A 15,307-nucleotide genomic window follows, 5' to 3' on the forward strand; every position below is an offset into this window, starting at 1 on the left:
ATTATTTAAATAGCATCACGCCATAAATCCCAGGTCAATCGGGTAGTCGGCTGAACCAAAGTGGTTCAAGTTAGGCAGAATGCCCGCCAATTCCGTAGGTCCCACACCGAACCATTTGGCCAAAGTGGCCGCATACTGGTCCACCGAAGTGCTGGGAAGCAAGCGACCCTGGCCCACGTGCCACTGGTCCTCTGGTGCGGCTGTATTCCCCACGCTGATAGGGGGAGGCTTGCCGTAAAAAGCCTTACCTTTGACCGCGCCACCCACCACGAAATGGTGACTGCCCCAACCATGGTCGGAACCATCGCCATTGCTGGTCAGGGTCCGGCCAAAATCAGAGGCGGTAAATGCAGTCACCTTGTCCGCCACGCCGAGTTCCACTGTGGCGTTGTAAAACGACGCCATCGCATCACTGACCCGGCCAAGCAGCGCAGGATGCTGGGGCAATAGGTTGTCATGCAGGTCGAACCCGCCGATGGAGACAAAAAACACCTGCCGCTTGGTTCCCAATGCTGTGCGTGCAGCTATCAGACGCGCCACCATTTTCAACTGGTCAGCAAGCGGATTACCCGCAGTAAAAGACGTGCCGACCGAGACACCTGCGAGTGCGCTAGTGACCAGCGATTCTGCGCCAACCGAACGGGCGGTTGTGGTTGTATAGATATTCTCCAGAATATGACTACGGGGTTGCTGGCTGATGGTAGCTAGTGCATTTTGCACCGCACTGGATCCATAAACGATGCCCTTGATGCCGCTGATACCCACCGCACCGCCCGTACTGACTTGGTATTGCAAGGCGTTGTCCCCCGACAAATACACGGCATTACCCGATACTGAAATACAAGTAAAAAGGCTGCTTCCGTTCCCAGACAAAGCCAAATCTCCGATATTTCCACCCCATCCCACGGTAGATCCTTCCGGCGAAGATGACTGCCATACAGACTGCTGGTCATTATGGGAAAACAACTGCGGAGGCAATGGATACAAAGTGCGGTTACTGCCTGCATACTGAACTCTTGTGAGCGGAACAACCAGTGGCCCCACATTCATTTGCACAGCAGCCTTACCCGAATTAAACAAGCCTGCCATGGCAGGCATAGCCGGATGCAGCGCATACTGACGCCCGCCCGCCAACGGCGTATTGGGCTGCAAAATCATGGACGATAAAGATGCCTTGCTTAGCGCAATATTGCTACGGATATTTTGGTACGCGTTGTAATTTGCATCGTCATAGGGAACCACTGTATTCGCATAGTCATTCCCTCCGTACATAAAAACACAAACCAACGCTTTGTAATCAGTAGCATTAAATGCTGCCGCCTCCCCTATAGCGGCCAAGTTAAGTGCCACAGGCAATGCAGAACCGGTCAATGCCAATTGACCCGATCGACGTAAAAATGCACGGCGCGAATATTTTTGCAAGTCTTGAAAATACATGGCAAGCTCCTTATTTTTGCACCAAATACTCACTGGATGCCATCACCAGCAATACCAACGAAGCAATACGATGGAGTTTCAAGAAATCACTGCTATTTACGGTTAAAGGCACTGCATTCAAGGCATTCACAATTAATACCTGCGTCGCAGCACTGAGCTGCCCGGCACACAATAACAAGTTCAATCGTGCCACAAGGGCGTCAGCATCATGCGCTATAGCCAACTCCGCCGTATAGCTTGCAGCAATATCAAAACCATTGGTGGCGCTATTATTCGCGGCCGCCGATGACTGCTCTGGAGCCATTACGTAAATACCCCAGCGAGCCACGCCTTGCAACATATTCAAATAGCCAGCCACGCTACTCTCGTTTACCAACTGAAACTCTGGAGCGACTGCTCCACCCGCGGTCATTCCTTGCGGCTTATATCCGGGGCGGAAAAAATTGAATACGGAAGATGCACGCAAAGGACTTTGGCCAAGCCTAGCCACGGGGTCACTTTGGTCGACAATCTTCCAGCTGCCATAGGTTGACCGAATGCCAAATGTGCGACCCCACTGAACCAGACGCAGCATTGGTTCACGCAGTTTCCCAAAGGAAGTGGATACCAAACCATCGGAACTTTGGGCTTCAACGTCAGTCAGTATTGCCGTCCATACGGCGCGCAAATCCCCTCGTACACCAGAACCATTGTTATTGAAAGCCGAGGCGACTCTTGCCACATATGCCGGACTGGGATTGCTCGTAACCAAACGCTGGATCATTTGGCGGCCGAAAAATGGTCCCACGTTGGGGTGATTGAACAGCGTGTCCAATGCTGTCTTTAAGGCACTCGCGCCATCGACATTTGCCCCCACCGTGACACCCAAAAAAGTAGCCTCCAACGTTGAATGCTTGGTGGCATCAAGAATCATTGGCTTGCGTGCATATGAGGTATTACCTATGGAGCGATTCTGTACTGGCTCAATGACGATCACATCTTCACTTCTATCAATGTCATAGCCGGTAAATACACGCGCCAGGTTAGCTACATCGTCCTGCGTATACGTATCAATACTTTTGCCATTGCCGTCCAATTTTTTAGACCCATCCAAATTAAGCTTACTTAATCCGATGGTCATTAATTGCATGATTTCTCGGGCGAAATTCTCGTCCGGCTGGCGGCCTATATACGTATTCTCCTTCTGGTTTCCACGTGTATTGAGGTAAGTCCCCATCGCAGGACTTAATGTCACAGCCTGGAGAAGATTGCGAAAATTACCAAATGCGTGGGCCACCAACGTATCCCAGTAACCCGCAATCAGATGGCCTCGCCATCCCGCATTCAAGCCCGTCAGCGAAACAACGAAATATTCGCTCAATGCCAGTGCCATGCGTTTGCGCATCGCATCGGGAGCCGTCATCAGCTGATTCCATATCATGAAATCACCCGGGTATTCCAAGTCGTAATACCGGGTGGCGTAGCTGATGGAATCGTAGCCACGGCTATTGAGCCAGTCCCAGCCCGTCTGTCCCGCTATACCGGCGTATTGCGACGATAGCCAGGCAGTGGGTCCAATGTTCCGAACTGTGGCGATTTCAGCATCGGAGGCAGAAAACTGGGCATGCAGAAGAAAACGTGCGGCCTGGGCGTCGGTCAAGGTCGACGCTCCTGCGGAGGCTGTACCAGCAAATCCACCGCTGGAGGCGCTCGAATCGCCCCCCCCTCCACACGCAGCAAGTGAACTGGCAGCCAAGGCTGCTGCCACAGGTGCCGCAACAGGCGGTGCAACTGCAGGACTATCGATATCCGCATCCATGGTGAGCTCCTACCCTGTAGAAAGGATGTCAACATTGTAAAAATATGTTGTCGTAGTAGCAAATTTAAGAAGTTTCTAGTTACACATGCAAAGAAGTGTTGAGCCCATGGCTAGGCTGCCTTTTAAGCTACCGTCGTGATAGCAAATTATTTTTAACTGTTACATCGACTCTTCTCAAACAGTCCATTCTGCGCAACAAAGAAGAGAAATTTCCCGAGAGAAATACCTTCAAAAAGATGCATGGCGAGCACCCAGGAAAGCAGCACATTTACGGAGATTAGCGCCCCAGGAGAATGGCTGTGAAGTACAAAAAATCCCGCGCTCGCCATTGATAATGGCCGCAAAAGCATGTGCTGCAACCGACAACAATGAGCCTATTCCGCCTGAGCCTCGATGAGCTACATGAGCCTCTTGCTTTTGGTTTTACTGACGACCATGCTGACCATATGGCGGATGCTGGGTCAACGACATCCGCTTTGAAACGCCGCCTTGAAATTCAAGAAAAATCTGGTTCTAGTGCATATTCCACCAGCACCAGCACCAGCAGCTATTTATTCAATAGCAAGCCGGTTTACCCAAGCAGCAACCGCTGCCGCGCATAGCGCACCACGGTGACGCCGGCGCGCAGCTGGCGCAGCGAGGGCATGACCAGCACGCAGTCGTCGTAGGGCGTGCATTCCGGCTCGCCCTCGTTCCAACCTATCACCGTGCCCGCCTGGGCAAACAGCTCCAGGCCGGTATAGGGCGCGGCGAAGCGGAAGTCTTGGCTGCGCGCCACCACCGGGCCGGTGACTTCCAGCACCCATTGCTGCGGCGCATCGGCCAGCCGCCAGCCCGGCAGCTGCTGCGCCAGCGCCTCTTGGTCCAGCGTGCCCGCGGCCTGCAGAAAGCGCAGGCATTGGTCCTGGGCCACGCCGCGGCTGGCCGGGTCGCTGTGCAGGCCGCATTCCACCAACAAGGAACGCGTACCGTCGTCCACCCCCGGCGCGTCCAACTGGCCAAAGCGGCCGAAGTCGCGCATGCGCACACCGTCCTGGTGGCCTGCATCGACCACCACGTGGGCGGGGCTGCGCATTGCATGGGCCAGGGCCAGGTTGCGGGCTTGCATGCCGGTCAGCAGCAGCGGGGCCGAGGGCTCGTGCATGGAATGCAGGTCCAGCAGCCAGTCGGCCTGGGCCACAAAGGGGCGCAGGGCTTGGGCCCGGCGGCGCTCCAGCGTATCGCCCCGCGCCATGCGCTCGGGCAGCCACTGGCGGTTCAGGTCTTCCTCGACAAAGCGCGCGGCATCGGGCTGGGCCGGGTCGTAACGGTCAAAGGCGGCCAGGTTGCAGAACGCCAGGGTAAGTTTGCCGTGCCGCGGCCGCAACCCGGCTTCCAGCAGGCCCAGCAGCGCCCAGGCGCCGCAGAGCTCGTTGCCGTGCACCAGGGCGCTGAGCATCACATGGCGGCCAGGCTGGCCAGAGTCGAACTGCCACACGCCTTCGGTGCCAGTGTTACCGGCGCGCCAGGGGCTGATGTCGGGGCAGGCAAGGGTCGGGGTCAGCATGCTCACTCCTTGATCTTGGCGAAGTCGACGATCTTTTTGTACTTCAGCGTCTCTTCGGCCAGAAACTTGGGCATGTCGACGTTCAGCGGCGCGATGGCCGAGCCCGAGGCCTCCAGCTTCTTGCGCAGATCGGGCGACTGCAGCGACTCGCCCAGGGCTTTCTTCAGCCGGCTGGCCACCGGCTCGGGCAGATTGGCCGGCCCCATCAGCGCAAACCAGGTGCTGATGTCGATGCCCTTGAGTTTGGGGTTCTCGGCCAGCGCCGGGATCTGCGGTGTGACGGCGGAGCGCTTCTGCTCGGTGGTGCCCAGCGCCACCATCTGGCCGTTCTGCACATAGGGCAGGCCGCTGGACAGCACGAACACGCCGAACTCGATATTGCTGCCCAGCAGATCGTTGACCAGCGGCGCCACACCGCGGTAGGGGATGTGGGTGAGGAACAGGCCGCCCTGGTCCTTAACCATTTCACCGGCCAGGTGCAGGCCGGTACCCACGCCCGAGCTGCCGTAGCTGAACTTGCCGGGGTTGGCCTTGACCTGGGCCATGAACTGGTCGAGGTTCTTCACCCCGCTTTTGGCCGAGGCCACCAGCAGCATGGGCTGCGAGGCAATCAGGCCCAGCGGGGTGAAGTCCTTGATCTCGTATTTGACCGAGGCCGACACCAGGCGGCTGATGGCGATTTCGTTGTTCGCGCCGACCAGCAAGGTGTAGCCGTCGGGCGCGGCACGCACCACTTTTTGCGCGCCTATGCTGCCGCCGGCCCCGCCCACGTTGTCGATCACCACCGGCACGCCGAGCCGGGTGGACAGCTCGGTGCCCAGGGTACGCGCCATCAGGTCGGTGCTGCCACCCGGCGGGTAGCCGACGACGATGGTGATGGGCTTGGTGGGGTAGACGGTCTGGGCACTGGCCAGCACAGCAGCAGAGCAGGCAGCCGCCGCAAGGCAGCGAAGAAGCAAAGTTTTCATGGTGGGCATCCTGGTGGGGTTGGACTGGATTCTGCAGACAGCAACCCCTGCCGATGGTGCCAAAACAGCACCAGTCCGTGCTATTTCAGGCCGCATCAGCGGCGCGCGAACACCTGCCACACGGCTTCGGCCAACGGGCTCAGACGCCGCTTGGGCCGGTACAGGCGCACGTCAAAGCGCACCTCCATGCGCGCATCGCCCAGCACCACCAGCTGGCCGGCCTTGCAGTCGGCATGCACCATGGACCACGGCAGCCAGGCTGCGCCCTGGCCCTGGCGCACGTACTGGTAGACCGCATCGGCCGAGTCGCACTCCACCCAGCGCTGCAGCAGCGGCGCGTGCCGGTTCTGCGCCAGATGGTCTTCGACCAGGCGGCCCAGCGCCAGGCTGCGCGCATAGGCCAGGTAGGGCACGGCGCTGTCGCCAAACGCATGCGAGGGCTGGCCGCGCGCATCGGTGCGCACCACTGGCACCAGCTTGTCGGAGGCCAGGGCCAGGTGGCTGAACTGCCGCGCATCCAGGCGCAGCGCCAGCACCGGATGGTGGTAGGTCAGCGAAAAATCGGCTTCGTGCTGCTCCAGCAGCAGCACGGTCTCGGCCAGCGCACGGGTCAGGATGCGCAGCTCGCCCTCGCCCTGCTGCAGCGTGGGCTGCAGCCGCGGCAGCCATTCGGCCACCAGGGTGCAGGCCAAGGTGCGGCCGGTCGCCAGGGTCACGGCGCGGGCCTCACGGCCGGCGGCGGCGCGCAGCTCTTCACGCGAACTGTCCAGACCGCGCAGCATTTGCTGGGCCGTGTCCAGAAAGCCCTCGCCGGCCGTGGTCAGCCGTACCGGGCCGCTGCCGCGCTCCAGCAGCGGCGCGCCGGCCCAGGCTTCCAACGCCTTGATGCGACGGCCAAAGGCCGGGTGGGTGACGTGGCGCAGCTCGGCCGCGCGGGTGTAGCTGCGGGTCTGGGCCAGCGCCACAAAGTCTTCCAGCCACTTGAGTTGCATGTGGCTGGCGGTGGTTTAGTTGCGCGCGGCCTGCAGCTGGTCGCGGGTGTCCAGCGCCACCCGGCGGGCCGCATCGGCGAAGTCGTCGCCAGACGACGCATACAGGATGGCCCGCGAGGAATTGACGATCAGCGAGCCGTCCTGGGTCCACCCGGCCTGCACCGTGGCAAGGGCATCGCCGCCCTGTGCGCCTACGCCGGGCACCAGCAGCGGCACGGTAGGGGCCAGGGCGCGCACCCGGGCGATTTCCGCCGGGTAGGTGGCGCCGACCACCAGGCCCAGCTGGCCGTTCAGGTTCCATGGGCCTTGGGCCAGGCCGGCCACGTGTTCGTACAGCAGCGGCTGGCCGGGCACATCGGCCAGGCGCTGGTTCTGCAGGTCGTCGCCGCCGGGGTTGGAGGTGCGGCACAGCAGGAACGCGCCCTTGCCCGGGTACTTGAGGTAGGGCTGGACCGAGTCGAAGCCCATGAAGGGCGACAGGGTGACGGCATCGGCGCCGTAGCGCTCGAAGGCCTCGATGGCGTACTGCTCGGCGGTGGAACCAATGTCACCGCGCTTGGCGTCCAGGATGATGGGCACATGGGGGGCGACGCGGCGGATGTGGGCTACCACGCGCTCCAGCTGTTCTTCGGCGCGGTGGGCGGCGAAGTAGGCGATCTGCGGCTTGAAGGCGATGGCCAGATCGGCCGTGGCTTCGACGATGCGGGCGCAGAAGTCGGCAATCTTGCTGGCATCGCCGCGCCAGCCACCGGGGAAGCGCGCAGGATCGGGATCGAGCCCGACGCAGAGCATGGAGGCGTTGCGCTGCCCGGCGGTTTGGAGCATGTCTAAGAAGGTCATGCTCCGATTTTACGAGGCTGTCTACGCCATGGCCCCCAGCGCCAGACACAGGTCGGCCCAGGCCTTGGCTTTTTCCGGGCGATTGCGCAGCAGCATGGACGGGTGGTAGCTGACCACCACCGGCACGCCGTGGAAACGGTGCACCCGGCCGCGCATCTGGCCCAGCGGCGTGCTGTCGCGCAGCAGCAGCTGGGCGGCAAACGGGCCCAGCGCCAGGATCAGCTTGGGTTGCAGCAGCGCGACCAGCTGGCGCAGGTGCGGTTCGCTGGCGGCCAGCGGGTCGCTGCCGTCCAGGGCCGGGGTTTTCAGCAGGCTGGTGATGCAGGCGCTGCGCGCGTCCGGCCGGGTACTGATGCCGACGGCCTGCAGCATATTCGCCAGCAATTGGGCTTCCGGCGCCTCAAACGGTTGGCCACTTTCGCTGACGCCCAGGGCTTCGCCCAGCACCAGCCAGTCGGCCTGGGCGCCCAGCGCGGTGTTCAGCGGCACGCAGGCCTGGGCCGTGGCCCAGGCGGCGCGCAGGCCGGTCCAGTCGCTGGACGCGGCTACAGCTACGGGTTCAGCATCATTTTGGGCTTTGGCGCTGATGGAAGCTGCGCGAGCAGCTACCAATTCAGGAGCATCGGCAATGGCCTGGGCAATGCTCTTGGGCGCCGACCGCGCCGGTGCCGGGGCTGGCACGGGCTCGGGTAGCGGCTCGGCCGCGGCTTCGGGCCACCAGACCGGCACGTGCATCTCGGCCAGCATCGCGCGTTGGCGGGTATCGAGGTCCAGGCTCATAGCTTGAGGCTCATGACGATGGCGTGCTCGCGCTTGCCCTGGCCGTCGGGGTAGTAATCCTTGCGCAGGCCGACGCGGTGGAAGCCGTAGCGGGTATAGACCTGCAGCGCGCGCAGATTGCTGACCCGCGCCTCCAGCCACAGCCATTCGACGCCCTGGCCACGGGCCCACAGGGCCAGCGCGTCCAGCATCAGGTGCGACCAGCCCTGGCGCTGGTAGGCCGGGGCCACGGTGATGTTCAGCAGGTGTACCTCGTCCACGCCTTTCATGGCCACGAAATAGCCGAGCACGGTGTCCCCGGCCAGCAGGATCTGCGCCTCGTAGCCGGCGGCCAGCGTGTCCTTGAAGTTGGTGACCGACCAGGGGTGCGCATACGCGCTTTGCTCGATGACCGCGATCTCGTCCAGCCACAGGCCGGTCAGCGGCTCGAAGCGCACCTGGTCGGGCTCGGTGACCTGCAGCTGTGCGCTCATGGGGCGGCGGCCAGCGCGGCTTTTTCGGCCATGCGCTCGTCGGTGGTCTTGGCGACCTTGTCGCGGATATAGCGCGGTAAGGCCTGGTCGGCCGGCACGGCCTGGCCGGCAGCCAGCAGGGCCGGGGCTAGGCGCAACATGGCGGTGGCGGTGGGTAAAGCGGCGATCCGCAGCCCGGTGGACGCGGGGATGCGGTCTGCGTACACGGCCAGCGCATTGCCGGCCTGGGCCCAACCGTCTTGCTGCAGCAGGTTTTCCGGCCGGACCAGCTGGAAGTCGTCGCGCTGGGTCCAGCGACCCTGGTCGTAGGCGTAAAAGCCGGTGTAGACCTCGTCCATGCGTGCATCCAGCAGCGCCTGCACCTGCAGCACGCCGTGCTGTTCACGGGCTTCTTCGGCCACGGCCATCAAGGTGTCGATAGGCAGCACCGGCCTATTGGCGCCAAAAGCCAGGCCCTGGGCCACCGAGCAGGCGGTACGCAGGCCGGTAAACGAGCCCGGGCCGCTGCCAAACACGATGGCGTCCAGCTGGTCCAGCCGCAGCCCAGCCTGCGCCAGCAGCGCCAGAATTGCCGGGATCAGCGTGCTGGAAGCCTGCGCGCCGCCCGCGCCGCTGTGCTGCCACAGCCGCGCGCCATCGCTCACGGCGATGGACAAGGTGTCGGTGCTGGTATCGAAGGCAAGCAGGGGCATGGGCAAAAAATTCAGTATCTTCAGTATCAATAGGATTTACGCATCGCTCCTTGTGCCGCCCTTTGGGCGCACACGGGGACTTGCGTAAAGTCCTGGTCAAACAAGCAGTTAGCGCAGGATTATCTAGCGCAACCAGCTATGATTTCTATAGCTTTGCGCATATGACCCATTCCACACCCCACCGCACACATACGACCCGATTTTGGCCCAGACTCGGCGCGCTTGCGCTGGGCCTGGCCTGCTGCGCCGGCAACACCCTGGCCCAGCGCCTGCCGCCAGAGGTTGCCGCCGCGCTGGCCCGCGCCAAAGTGCCGCCCAGTGCCGTCAGCCTGCTGGTCACCAAGGCCGACGGCGCCGGTCCGCCGCGGCTGAACCACCGCGCCAATGTGCTGGTGAATCCGGCATCGGTGATGAAGCTGGTGACCACCTATGCGGCGCTCGACACCCTGGGCGCCGACTACACCTGGAAGACCCGCTTCTATGCCGACGGCCCGGTGCGCGGCGGCGTGCTGGCCGGCAACCTGTACATCCGCGGCGGCGGCGACCCCAAGCTGGTGCTGGAACGCATAGACCCGGCCTTCCAGGCGCTGCGGGCCCTGGGCGTGCACAAGGTGCGCGGCGACATCGTGCTGGACCACGGCATCTTCGAGCCCGTGGAACGGAATCCGGCCGACTTCGATGGCCAGGCGCTCAGCCCCTACAACACCGCGCCCGACGGCCTGCTGGTCAACTTCAAGTCGCTGATCTTCAGCTTCACGCCCGAACCCGACGGCAAGACCGCCTTCATCAAGACCGAGCCGCCCATCGCTGGCGTGCAGATCGACACCCGCGTGCCGCTCAGCACCGCCAGCTGCGGCGACTGGCGCAGCGAGCTGGGCGCCGACTTTGCCGACCCCGACCGGGTGCAGTTCCTCGGCCGCTACCCGGCCGCCTGCGGCGAACGCAGCTGGCCGGTGGCCTATGTCGACCCGGCCAGCTATGCGCGCCGGGTGCTGCAGGCCATGTTCACCAATGCCGGCGGCGAATTCAGCGGCAAGGTGCGCGACGGCAGCACGCCCGCCGACGCGCGCTGGCTGATGGACGCGCCCTCGCTGCCGCTGGGCGATCTGATCGCCGACATCAACAAGTTCAGCAACAACGTGATGGCCCAGCAGCTGTTCCTGACCCTGGGCTTGCAGGGCGGCCGGCCAGGTAATTTGGCCGCCTCGCGCGCCGCCGTGGCCGCCTGGTGGCCCGCTGCCATCGGCAAGGACGTGCCCGCCCCCACGCTGGAGAACGGCTCGGGCCTGAGCCGCGACGAGCGCACCAGCGCCCGCGCGCTGGGCCAGCTGCTGCGCCGCGCCGCCAGCCACCCGCAGGGCGCGGTGTTCGCCCAGTCGCTGTCGATAGCCGGCGTCGACGGCACCACCCAGCGCATGCGCGACCGTGGCCTGGCGCCCGAAGCCCTGGGCAATGCCCGGCTGAAAACCGGCACTCTGCGCGACGTGGCCTCGGTGGCCGGCTATGCCACCGGGCGCAGCGGCCAGCGCTATGTGGTGGTCGGCATCGTCAACCATCCGCTGGCCGCGGCCGCCCGCCCGGCACTGGACGCGCTGGTGGAATGGACGGTAAAGGACCAGGCCGCAAAGCCCAACTAGGTAGTAACCCTTTGCGGCAAGTGGACGGGGGCGCTTAACATTCCGGCCACAAACGAACGACCGTTCTTTTTCTCACAAGGAGTACCCCCGATGAACTGGATTCCCACCAAAATGGCGCTGCTGATGGCTGCGCTGGCCTTGTCCGCCTGCGGCGGCGGGGGTAGCGACACCGCCACCAAGCTGTCTTTCAGCAGCATGGTGTCGTTTGGTGACAGCCTCAGCGATGTGGGTACCTACAAGGTGGGCGCAATTGCCGCCGTCGGCGGCGGCAAATGGACCGTCAATGGCACGACCACCGGCCCGGTCAACTGGACCGAGCTGCTGGCCAGCCAGCTGAACCTGCCAGCCCCCTGCGCAGCCCAGACCGGCTTGCAATCCAACCTCAGCGCCCTGCCCGCCGTGGCCGTGGTCGACCACCCGACTTGCACCAACTACGCCCAGGGCAGCGCGCGCGTCACCTCGGTCTACGCACCGAACAGCACCACGCTGCAAACCACGCTGGGGGCCACCAATATCGGCCTGATCGCCCTGCCCCTGGCGAACCAGTTTGCCAAGCACCTGACCGTCCACGGCAACTACACCGGCAAGGAACTGGTCACGGTGATGGTCGGCGGCAACGATGTCTTCATGCACCTGAATGCCGTGGCCGCAGTGGTCGACTATGTGAACGCCGCCCTGGGCGGCACCGCCACCCCCACCGAAATCGCCACCGCCAAGGGCGTGGCCCAGGCTGCGGCCCTGGTGGCCGAATGGTCGCCAGCCGACCAGGCCACGATTGCCGGCGGTGTGACCCTGGCCACGGCCAATGCCTTCACCACCATGGCCACCACCGCGGCCGTGACCCAGATGGCAATTGCCGCCAGCACCCAGGCGGCCCTGGTCCAGACCTCGCTGCTAGACCGTGGCGCCAAGTACGTGGTCGTGGTCAACCTGCCCAGCGTGGCGAATACGCCGCTGGGCCTGGGCCAGTCGGCCAACACCCAGGCCCTGCTGACCAGCATGGCCACCACCTACAACAACACGCTGCAGAACGCCCTGGCCGGCAAGGCCGGCGTGCTCTATGTGGACGCCTACACCCAGGGCCTGGACCAGACCGCCAACCCGGCGCAGTACGGCCTGACCAATGTCACCACCCCGGCCTGCCGGGCCGACAGCAGCAACATCCTGGCGGGCTCGTCCCTGGCCTGCACCACCAGCAACACGCTCAGCGGCGTGGATGTCAGCACCTACCAGTACGCCGACACCGTGCACCCCACCCCCGCCGGCTACAAGCTGCTGAACCGCTATATCGCGCTGCAGCTGGCCAAGGCTGGCTGGCTGTAACCCCCGCTAAGGACTGACGATGAAAACCACCCCTCTCTGCCTGGCGCTGGCGGTACTGTTGAGCGCAGCGGCGGCCCAGGCCCAGACAGCTGGCACCTGGATGCTGCGCGGCGGCGTGATGAACATCACCCCCGACGTCGACAGCGGCAACCTGTCGGCCTCCAGCCTGCCGAACACCCAGATCGACTCGAACGGCAGCACCCGGCCGTCCGGCGGCATCACCTACATGCTGGACGACCACTGGGCGCTGGACGTGCCCATCGCCGTGCCGTTCAAACACACGCTCACCGGAGCGGGCTCGATTGCCGGCGCCGGCAAGATCGGCGAGACCAAGGCCTTGCCCATCACGCTGCTGGGCCAGTACCGCTTTGGCGAGGCCCATGCCCAGTTCCGGCCATTTGTTGGTGCCGGCCTGACCTATGCCAAGTTCTTCAAGGAACGCAGCACCGCCACCCTGACGGCCATCACCGGCGGCAATGCCAGCACCCCCACCACGCTGTCGCTGGAGTCCAAGCTGGGACTGACTCTGCAGGTCGGCGGCACGCTGGCGTTGAACGAACGCTGGTTTGTCGAAGGCATGGTCGCCAAGACCTTCGTCAAGACCACGGGCACGCTGTCCACCGGCCAAACCATCAAGGTCACGCTCGACCCGCTGACCCTGTCCCTGGGCGTAGGCTACCGTTTCTAAACGCCAAGCCCCCAAGCAAAAAGCCGACCCATGGGTCGGCTTTTTTTGTGCCAGAACAACCCCAGGAGCAGCCTGGGGGTGAGCCCAAATCACCAGCGCAGATGCACCTTGTCGTAGGCGTACAGGCCAAACAGGCGCTGCCCCAGCGGCGTGAAGTACAGGTTGTCAGCAAACAGGTACTGGTCGTAGGTTACGCCGGAGGCGATGGTGGAGGTGGTGCACAAGGACGAGTTGACCTGGTTGCTGCCGGTGCCGATGCCCGCGCCGCTATCCACCGAGGTACAGGCGATCTTCGGCGTGTAGCTGTCGTGCAAGGTGCTTTCCGTCACGAAGCCATAGCCCGTTGGCGTAGCCGAGACCAGGTTGAAGTAATAGGTGGCATCGATGTACAGCACGGTCGAGCCCAGGTCGACGATGGACACCAGCATGGCTTCGTTGAACTTGCTGCTGGACTGCTTCAGCAGATCGGTCTTGCCCAGGGTCGTCGCCCAGGGCGTGATGCCCAGGTTGTACGGGCCGACCACCACCACATGCTTGCCACCGGCGTTGACCAGGCGGCGCACCTGCGCGCCCAAATCCTTGCCGTACTGGGCGGCATTCGCCTGCATCTGGGATTCGCTGAGGCTGCCGGCGGTCACCGCCGCCATGTCCACCACCAGGTCGCTGATGCCGCCGTTGATCAGCACCACATCGTTCGCGCCCAGGCTGTTGCCAGCCAGGAAGGTGTCGACCTGCTCGGTCACGGTCAAGGTGGTGCTGCTGCCGGCGGCATCGGGCTTGGTGCCGATGCGCGCATTGCCCTGCGCATACACCTGGCCACCGCTGGCGTTCGGCGCCACCGACAGACCGTAGCTGGAGGCAAATTGCGTGACCCAGTTGTTAATGCTGCTGTCGTTCACCGTGTACTTGGCGCCCGGGGTGACCACGCTGAAGGCATCGCCGAAAGCAATGATGCGGGAAGGCGTGAGCGCCGATTCGGTGGTGCTGGAACCACAGGCTGCCAGCAAGGCGGCCGAGGCGCAGGCCAGCCCCAAAAAGGCACGGCGCAAGCTCAATACGGTCATAGGTAACTCCAAATTTCGATGGCTGAGTTTAACGAGACCCAGAAGTAACACGGAGTAAAGAACCGTCAAGCCACCGAAGCCCGCTGCAAACGGTCGCGCACGCCCTCCCATTCGGGGCTGTCGGGCAGCAGTTCGACCCAGATCAGGCGCACGCCCTGGGCGTCGAAATCGCGCAGCGCGGCAAACAGCTCCTGGGCTGCCGCCGCCGCGTCGGCCGGCATGCGCCGGCACACCACCTGGGTCGAACGGCTGCGCATGGCGGTACGCGAATACACGCCGATACGTGCAGGCTTGCCGTCCAGGTCCTGGCCCAGCAGGTCCAACGCGGTCTGCAGCGCGGCCGTGCCCATCAGGCGCAGCTTGGCGGTGGGCGCGTAATGCGCTTCCAGCGTGCCGGAGGCCCGGGGCGTCGCCGCCACCGTGTCCTTGTCGCGCAGCGGTTGGCCGCAGGCCTGCTCGATCTGGTCGCGGCTGATGCTGCCGGGGCGCAGCAGCACCGGCACGCCACGGCTGCAGTCGACGATGGTGGACTCAATCCCCATGGTGCAGGGCCCGCCGTCCAGCACCAGCAGGTCGGCACCGAACTCGGACTGCACATGGGCCGCCGTGGTCGGGCTGACGCGGCCAAACTGGTTGGCGCTGGGCGCCGCCAGCCCGGCCACGCCCAGGGCCGCACAGGCCTGCAGCACCGCCTGGGCCACAGGGTGCGCGGGGCAGCGCAGGCCGATAGAGTCCTGGCCGCCGGCCGCCGCAGCGCCCACGCCGGGGCGGCGCGGCAGGATCAGGGTCAGCGGGCCGGGCCAGAACGCATCCATCAGCGCCTGGGCGAAGGCCGGCACCTGGGTGGCGAAATGGGCCACGCCGGCGCTGCCGGGCGCCAGATGCACGATCAACGGGTGGTCGCTGGGCCGGCCCTTGGCTTTGAATATCTTGGCCACGGCCGTGTCGCTGGAGGCATCGGCCGCCAGGCCGTACACCGTCTCGGTGGGCAGGCCCAGCAAATCACCCGCCGCCAGCGCGCGGGCAGCTTGCTGGATGGCGGCAGGGTCTTGGCCGTCTAGCAGCATGT

The 15,307-nt window shown here is 63.9% G+C and carries 15 protein-coding genes; 4 read left to right on the forward strand and 11 right to left on the reverse strand.

All coding sequences use genetic code 11. The features are described from left to right. Positions 1 to 15: 15 nt before the first annotated feature. Complete coding sequence (locus J2X19_RS15810; protein ID WP_310374675.1) at positions 16 to 1,437, reverse strand: DUF1501 domain-containing protein; 1,422 nt, start codon at positions 1,435 to 1,437, stop codon at positions 16 to 18. A 10-nt stretch (positions 1,438 to 1,447) separates the two neighbouring features. Continuing rightward, entirely contained in the window at positions 1,448 to 3,235 is a 1,788-nt protein-coding gene (locus tag J2X19_RS15815) for a DUF1800 domain-containing protein (protein ID WP_310374677.1), read from the reverse strand. A 368-nt stretch (positions 3,236 to 3,603) separates the two neighbouring features. Between J2X19_RS15815 and J2X19_RS15820 the strand changes: the two genes are divergently transcribed. Next, entirely contained in the window at positions 3,604 to 3,837 is a 234-nt protein-coding gene (locus J2X19_RS15820) for a hypothetical protein (protein WP_310374679.1), read from the forward strand. On the opposite strand, the gene J2X19_RS15825 is transcribed toward J2X19_RS15820, so the two are convergent. The 7 genes from J2X19_RS15825 to tsaB all read right to left on the reverse strand — a co-directional run bounded on the left by J2X19_RS15825 (position 3,807) and on the right by tsaB (position 9,526). Further along, positions 3,807 to 4,781: a M14 family metallopeptidase gene (locus J2X19_RS15825; protein WP_310374681.1), complete on the reverse strand. Its 975-nt coding sequence runs from the start codon at positions 4,779 to 4,781 to the stop codon at positions 3,807 to 3,809. The two genes, J2X19_RS15820 and J2X19_RS15825, sit on opposite strands and share 31 nt — an antisense overlap. 2 nt (positions 4,782 to 4,783) lie before the next feature. Continuing rightward, positions 4,784 to 5,749, reverse strand: a complete 966-nt coding sequence (locus J2X19_RS15830) for a Bug family tripartite tricarboxylate transporter substrate binding protein (protein WP_310374683.1) — start codon at positions 5,747 to 5,749, stop codon at positions 4,784 to 4,786. Positions 5,750 to 5,844: 95 nt separating this feature from the next. Further along, on the reverse strand, positions 5,845 to 6,741 hold the full coding sequence (locus J2X19_RS15835) for a LysR family transcriptional regulator (protein ID WP_310374685.1): 897 nt from the start codon (positions 6,739 to 6,741) through the stop codon (positions 5,845 to 5,847). Between the two features lie 15 nt (positions 6,742 to 6,756). Continuing rightward, on the reverse strand, positions 6,757 to 7,581 hold the full coding sequence (gene pyrF, locus J2X19_RS15840; RefSeq protein ID WP_310374687.1) for an orotidine-5'-phosphate decarboxylase: 825 nt from the start codon (positions 7,579 to 7,581) through the stop codon (positions 6,757 to 6,759). A gap of 21 nt (positions 7,582 to 7,602) precedes the next feature. Continuing rightward, a complete protein-coding gene (locus J2X19_RS15845; protein ID WP_310374690.1) occupies positions 7,603 to 8,361 on the reverse strand; it encodes a uracil-DNA glycosylase in 759 nt (252 codons plus the stop codon). Further along, positions 8,358 to 8,834 (reverse strand): ribosomal protein S18-alanine N-acetyltransferase, encoded by a 477-nt coding sequence (gene rimI, locus J2X19_RS15850; RefSeq protein WP_116608424.1) that lies wholly within the window; start codon positions 8,832 to 8,834, stop codon positions 8,358 to 8,360. The genes J2X19_RS15845 and rimI overlap by 4 nt, the downstream gene beginning before the upstream one ends. Then, entirely contained in the window at positions 8,831 to 9,526 is a 696-nt protein-coding gene (gene tsaB / locus J2X19_RS15855; protein ID WP_310374692.1) for a tRNA (adenosine(37)-N6)-threonylcarbamoyltransferase complex dimerization subunit type 1 TsaB, read from the reverse strand. The genes rimI and tsaB overlap by 4 nt, the downstream gene beginning before the upstream one ends. 161 nt (positions 9,527 to 9,687) lie before the next feature. Here tsaB and dacB point away from each other — a divergent pair, with 161 nt between their 5' ends. The 3 genes from dacB (at position 9,688) to J2X19_RS15870 (ending at position 13,174) form a co-directional block, all read left to right on the forward strand. Further along, positions 9,688 to 11,163: a D-alanyl-D-alanine carboxypeptidase/D-alanyl-D-alanine endopeptidase gene (dacB, locus tag J2X19_RS15860; RefSeq protein ID WP_310374694.1), complete on the forward strand. Its 1,476-nt coding sequence runs from the start codon at positions 9,688 to 9,690 to the stop codon at positions 11,161 to 11,163. 90 nt (positions 11,164 to 11,253) lie between these two features. Further along, positions 11,254 to 12,486, forward strand: a complete 1,233-nt coding sequence (locus J2X19_RS15865; protein WP_310374696.1) for an SGNH/GDSL hydrolase family protein — start codon at positions 11,254 to 11,256, stop codon at positions 12,484 to 12,486. Between the two features lie 19 nt (positions 12,487 to 12,505). Beyond that, positions 12,506 to 13,174, forward strand: a complete 669-nt coding sequence (locus tag J2X19_RS15870) for an OmpW/AlkL family protein (RefSeq protein WP_116608427.1) — start codon at positions 12,506 to 12,508, stop codon at positions 13,172 to 13,174. 89 nt (positions 13,175 to 13,263) lie between these two features. On the opposite strand, the gene J2X19_RS15875 is transcribed toward J2X19_RS15870, so the two are convergent. After that, positions 13,264 to 14,238 (reverse strand): SGNH/GDSL hydrolase family protein, encoded by a 975-nt coding sequence (locus J2X19_RS15875; RefSeq protein WP_310374699.1) that lies wholly within the window; start codon positions 14,236 to 14,238, stop codon positions 13,264 to 13,266. Between the two features lie 65 nt (positions 14,239 to 14,303). Beyond that, on the reverse strand, positions 14,304 to 15,305 hold the full coding sequence (locus J2X19_RS15880; protein WP_310375338.1) for an L-threonylcarbamoyladenylate synthase: 1,002 nt from the start codon (positions 15,303 to 15,305) through the stop codon (positions 14,304 to 14,306). Positions 15,306 to 15,307: the final 2 nt, after the last annotated feature.

The sequence above is a fragment of the Rhodoferax ferrireducens genome (assembly GCF_031458075.1).
In the GTDB taxonomy this organism is placed as follows: Bacteria; Pseudomonadota; Gammaproteobacteria; order Burkholderiales; family Burkholderiaceae_C; genus Rhodoferax_B; species Rhodoferax_B ferrireducens_A.

Excerpts from the sequence above, each read along its gene's own strand:
- J2X19_RS15810 (WP_310374675.1), bottom strand. The coding sequence starts at position 1,437 with ATGTATTTTCAAGACTTGCAAAAATATTCGCGCCGTGCATTTTTACGT.
- J2X19_RS15815 (WP_310374677.1), bottom strand. The coding sequence starts at position 3,235 with ATGGATGCGGATATCGATAGTCCTGCAGTTGCACCGCCTGTTGCGGCA.
- J2X19_RS15820 (WP_310374679.1), top strand. The coding sequence starts at position 3,604 with ATGAGCCTATTCCGCCTGAGCCTCGATGAGCTACATGAGCCTCTTGCT.
- J2X19_RS15825 (WP_310374681.1), bottom strand. The coding sequence starts at position 4,781 with ATGCTGACCCCGACCCTTGCCTGCCCCGACATCAGCCCCTGGCGCGCC.
- J2X19_RS15830 (WP_310374683.1), bottom strand. The coding sequence starts at position 5,749 with ATGAAAACTTTGCTTCTTCGCTGCCTTGCGGCGGCTGCCTGCTCTGCT.
- J2X19_RS15835 (WP_310374685.1), bottom strand. The coding sequence starts at position 6,741 with ATGCAACTCAAGTGGCTGGAAGACTTTGTGGCGCTGGCCCAGACCCGC.
- pyrF (WP_310374687.1), bottom strand. The coding sequence starts at position 7,581 with ATGACCTTCTTAGACATGCTCCAAACCGCCGGGCAGCGCAACGCCTCC.
- J2X19_RS15845 (WP_310374690.1), bottom strand. The coding sequence starts at position 8,361 with ATGAGCCTGGACCTCGATACCCGCCAACGCGCGATGCTGGCCGAGATG.
- rimI (WP_116608424.1), bottom strand. The coding sequence starts at position 8,834 with ATGAGCGCACAGCTGCAGGTCACCGAGCCCGACCAGGTGCGCTTCGAG.
- tsaB (WP_310374692.1), bottom strand. The coding sequence starts at position 9,526 with ATGCCCCTGCTTGCCTTCGATACCAGCACCGACACCTTGTCCATCGCC.
- dacB (WP_310374694.1), top strand. The coding sequence starts at position 9,688 with ATGACCCATTCCACACCCCACCGCACACATACGACCCGATTTTGGCCC.
- J2X19_RS15865 (WP_310374696.1), top strand. The coding sequence starts at position 11,254 with ATGAACTGGATTCCCACCAAAATGGCGCTGCTGATGGCTGCGCTGGCC.
- J2X19_RS15870 (WP_116608427.1), top strand. The coding sequence starts at position 12,506 with ATGAAAACCACCCCTCTCTGCCTGGCGCTGGCGGTACTGTTGAGCGCA.
- J2X19_RS15875 (WP_310374699.1), bottom strand. The coding sequence starts at position 14,238 with ATGACCGTATTGAGCTTGCGCCGTGCCTTTTTGGGGCTGGCCTGCGCC.
- J2X19_RS15880 (WP_310375338.1), bottom strand. The coding sequence starts at position 15,305 with ATGCTGCTAGACGGCCAAGACCCTGCCGCCATCCAGCAAGCTGCCCGC.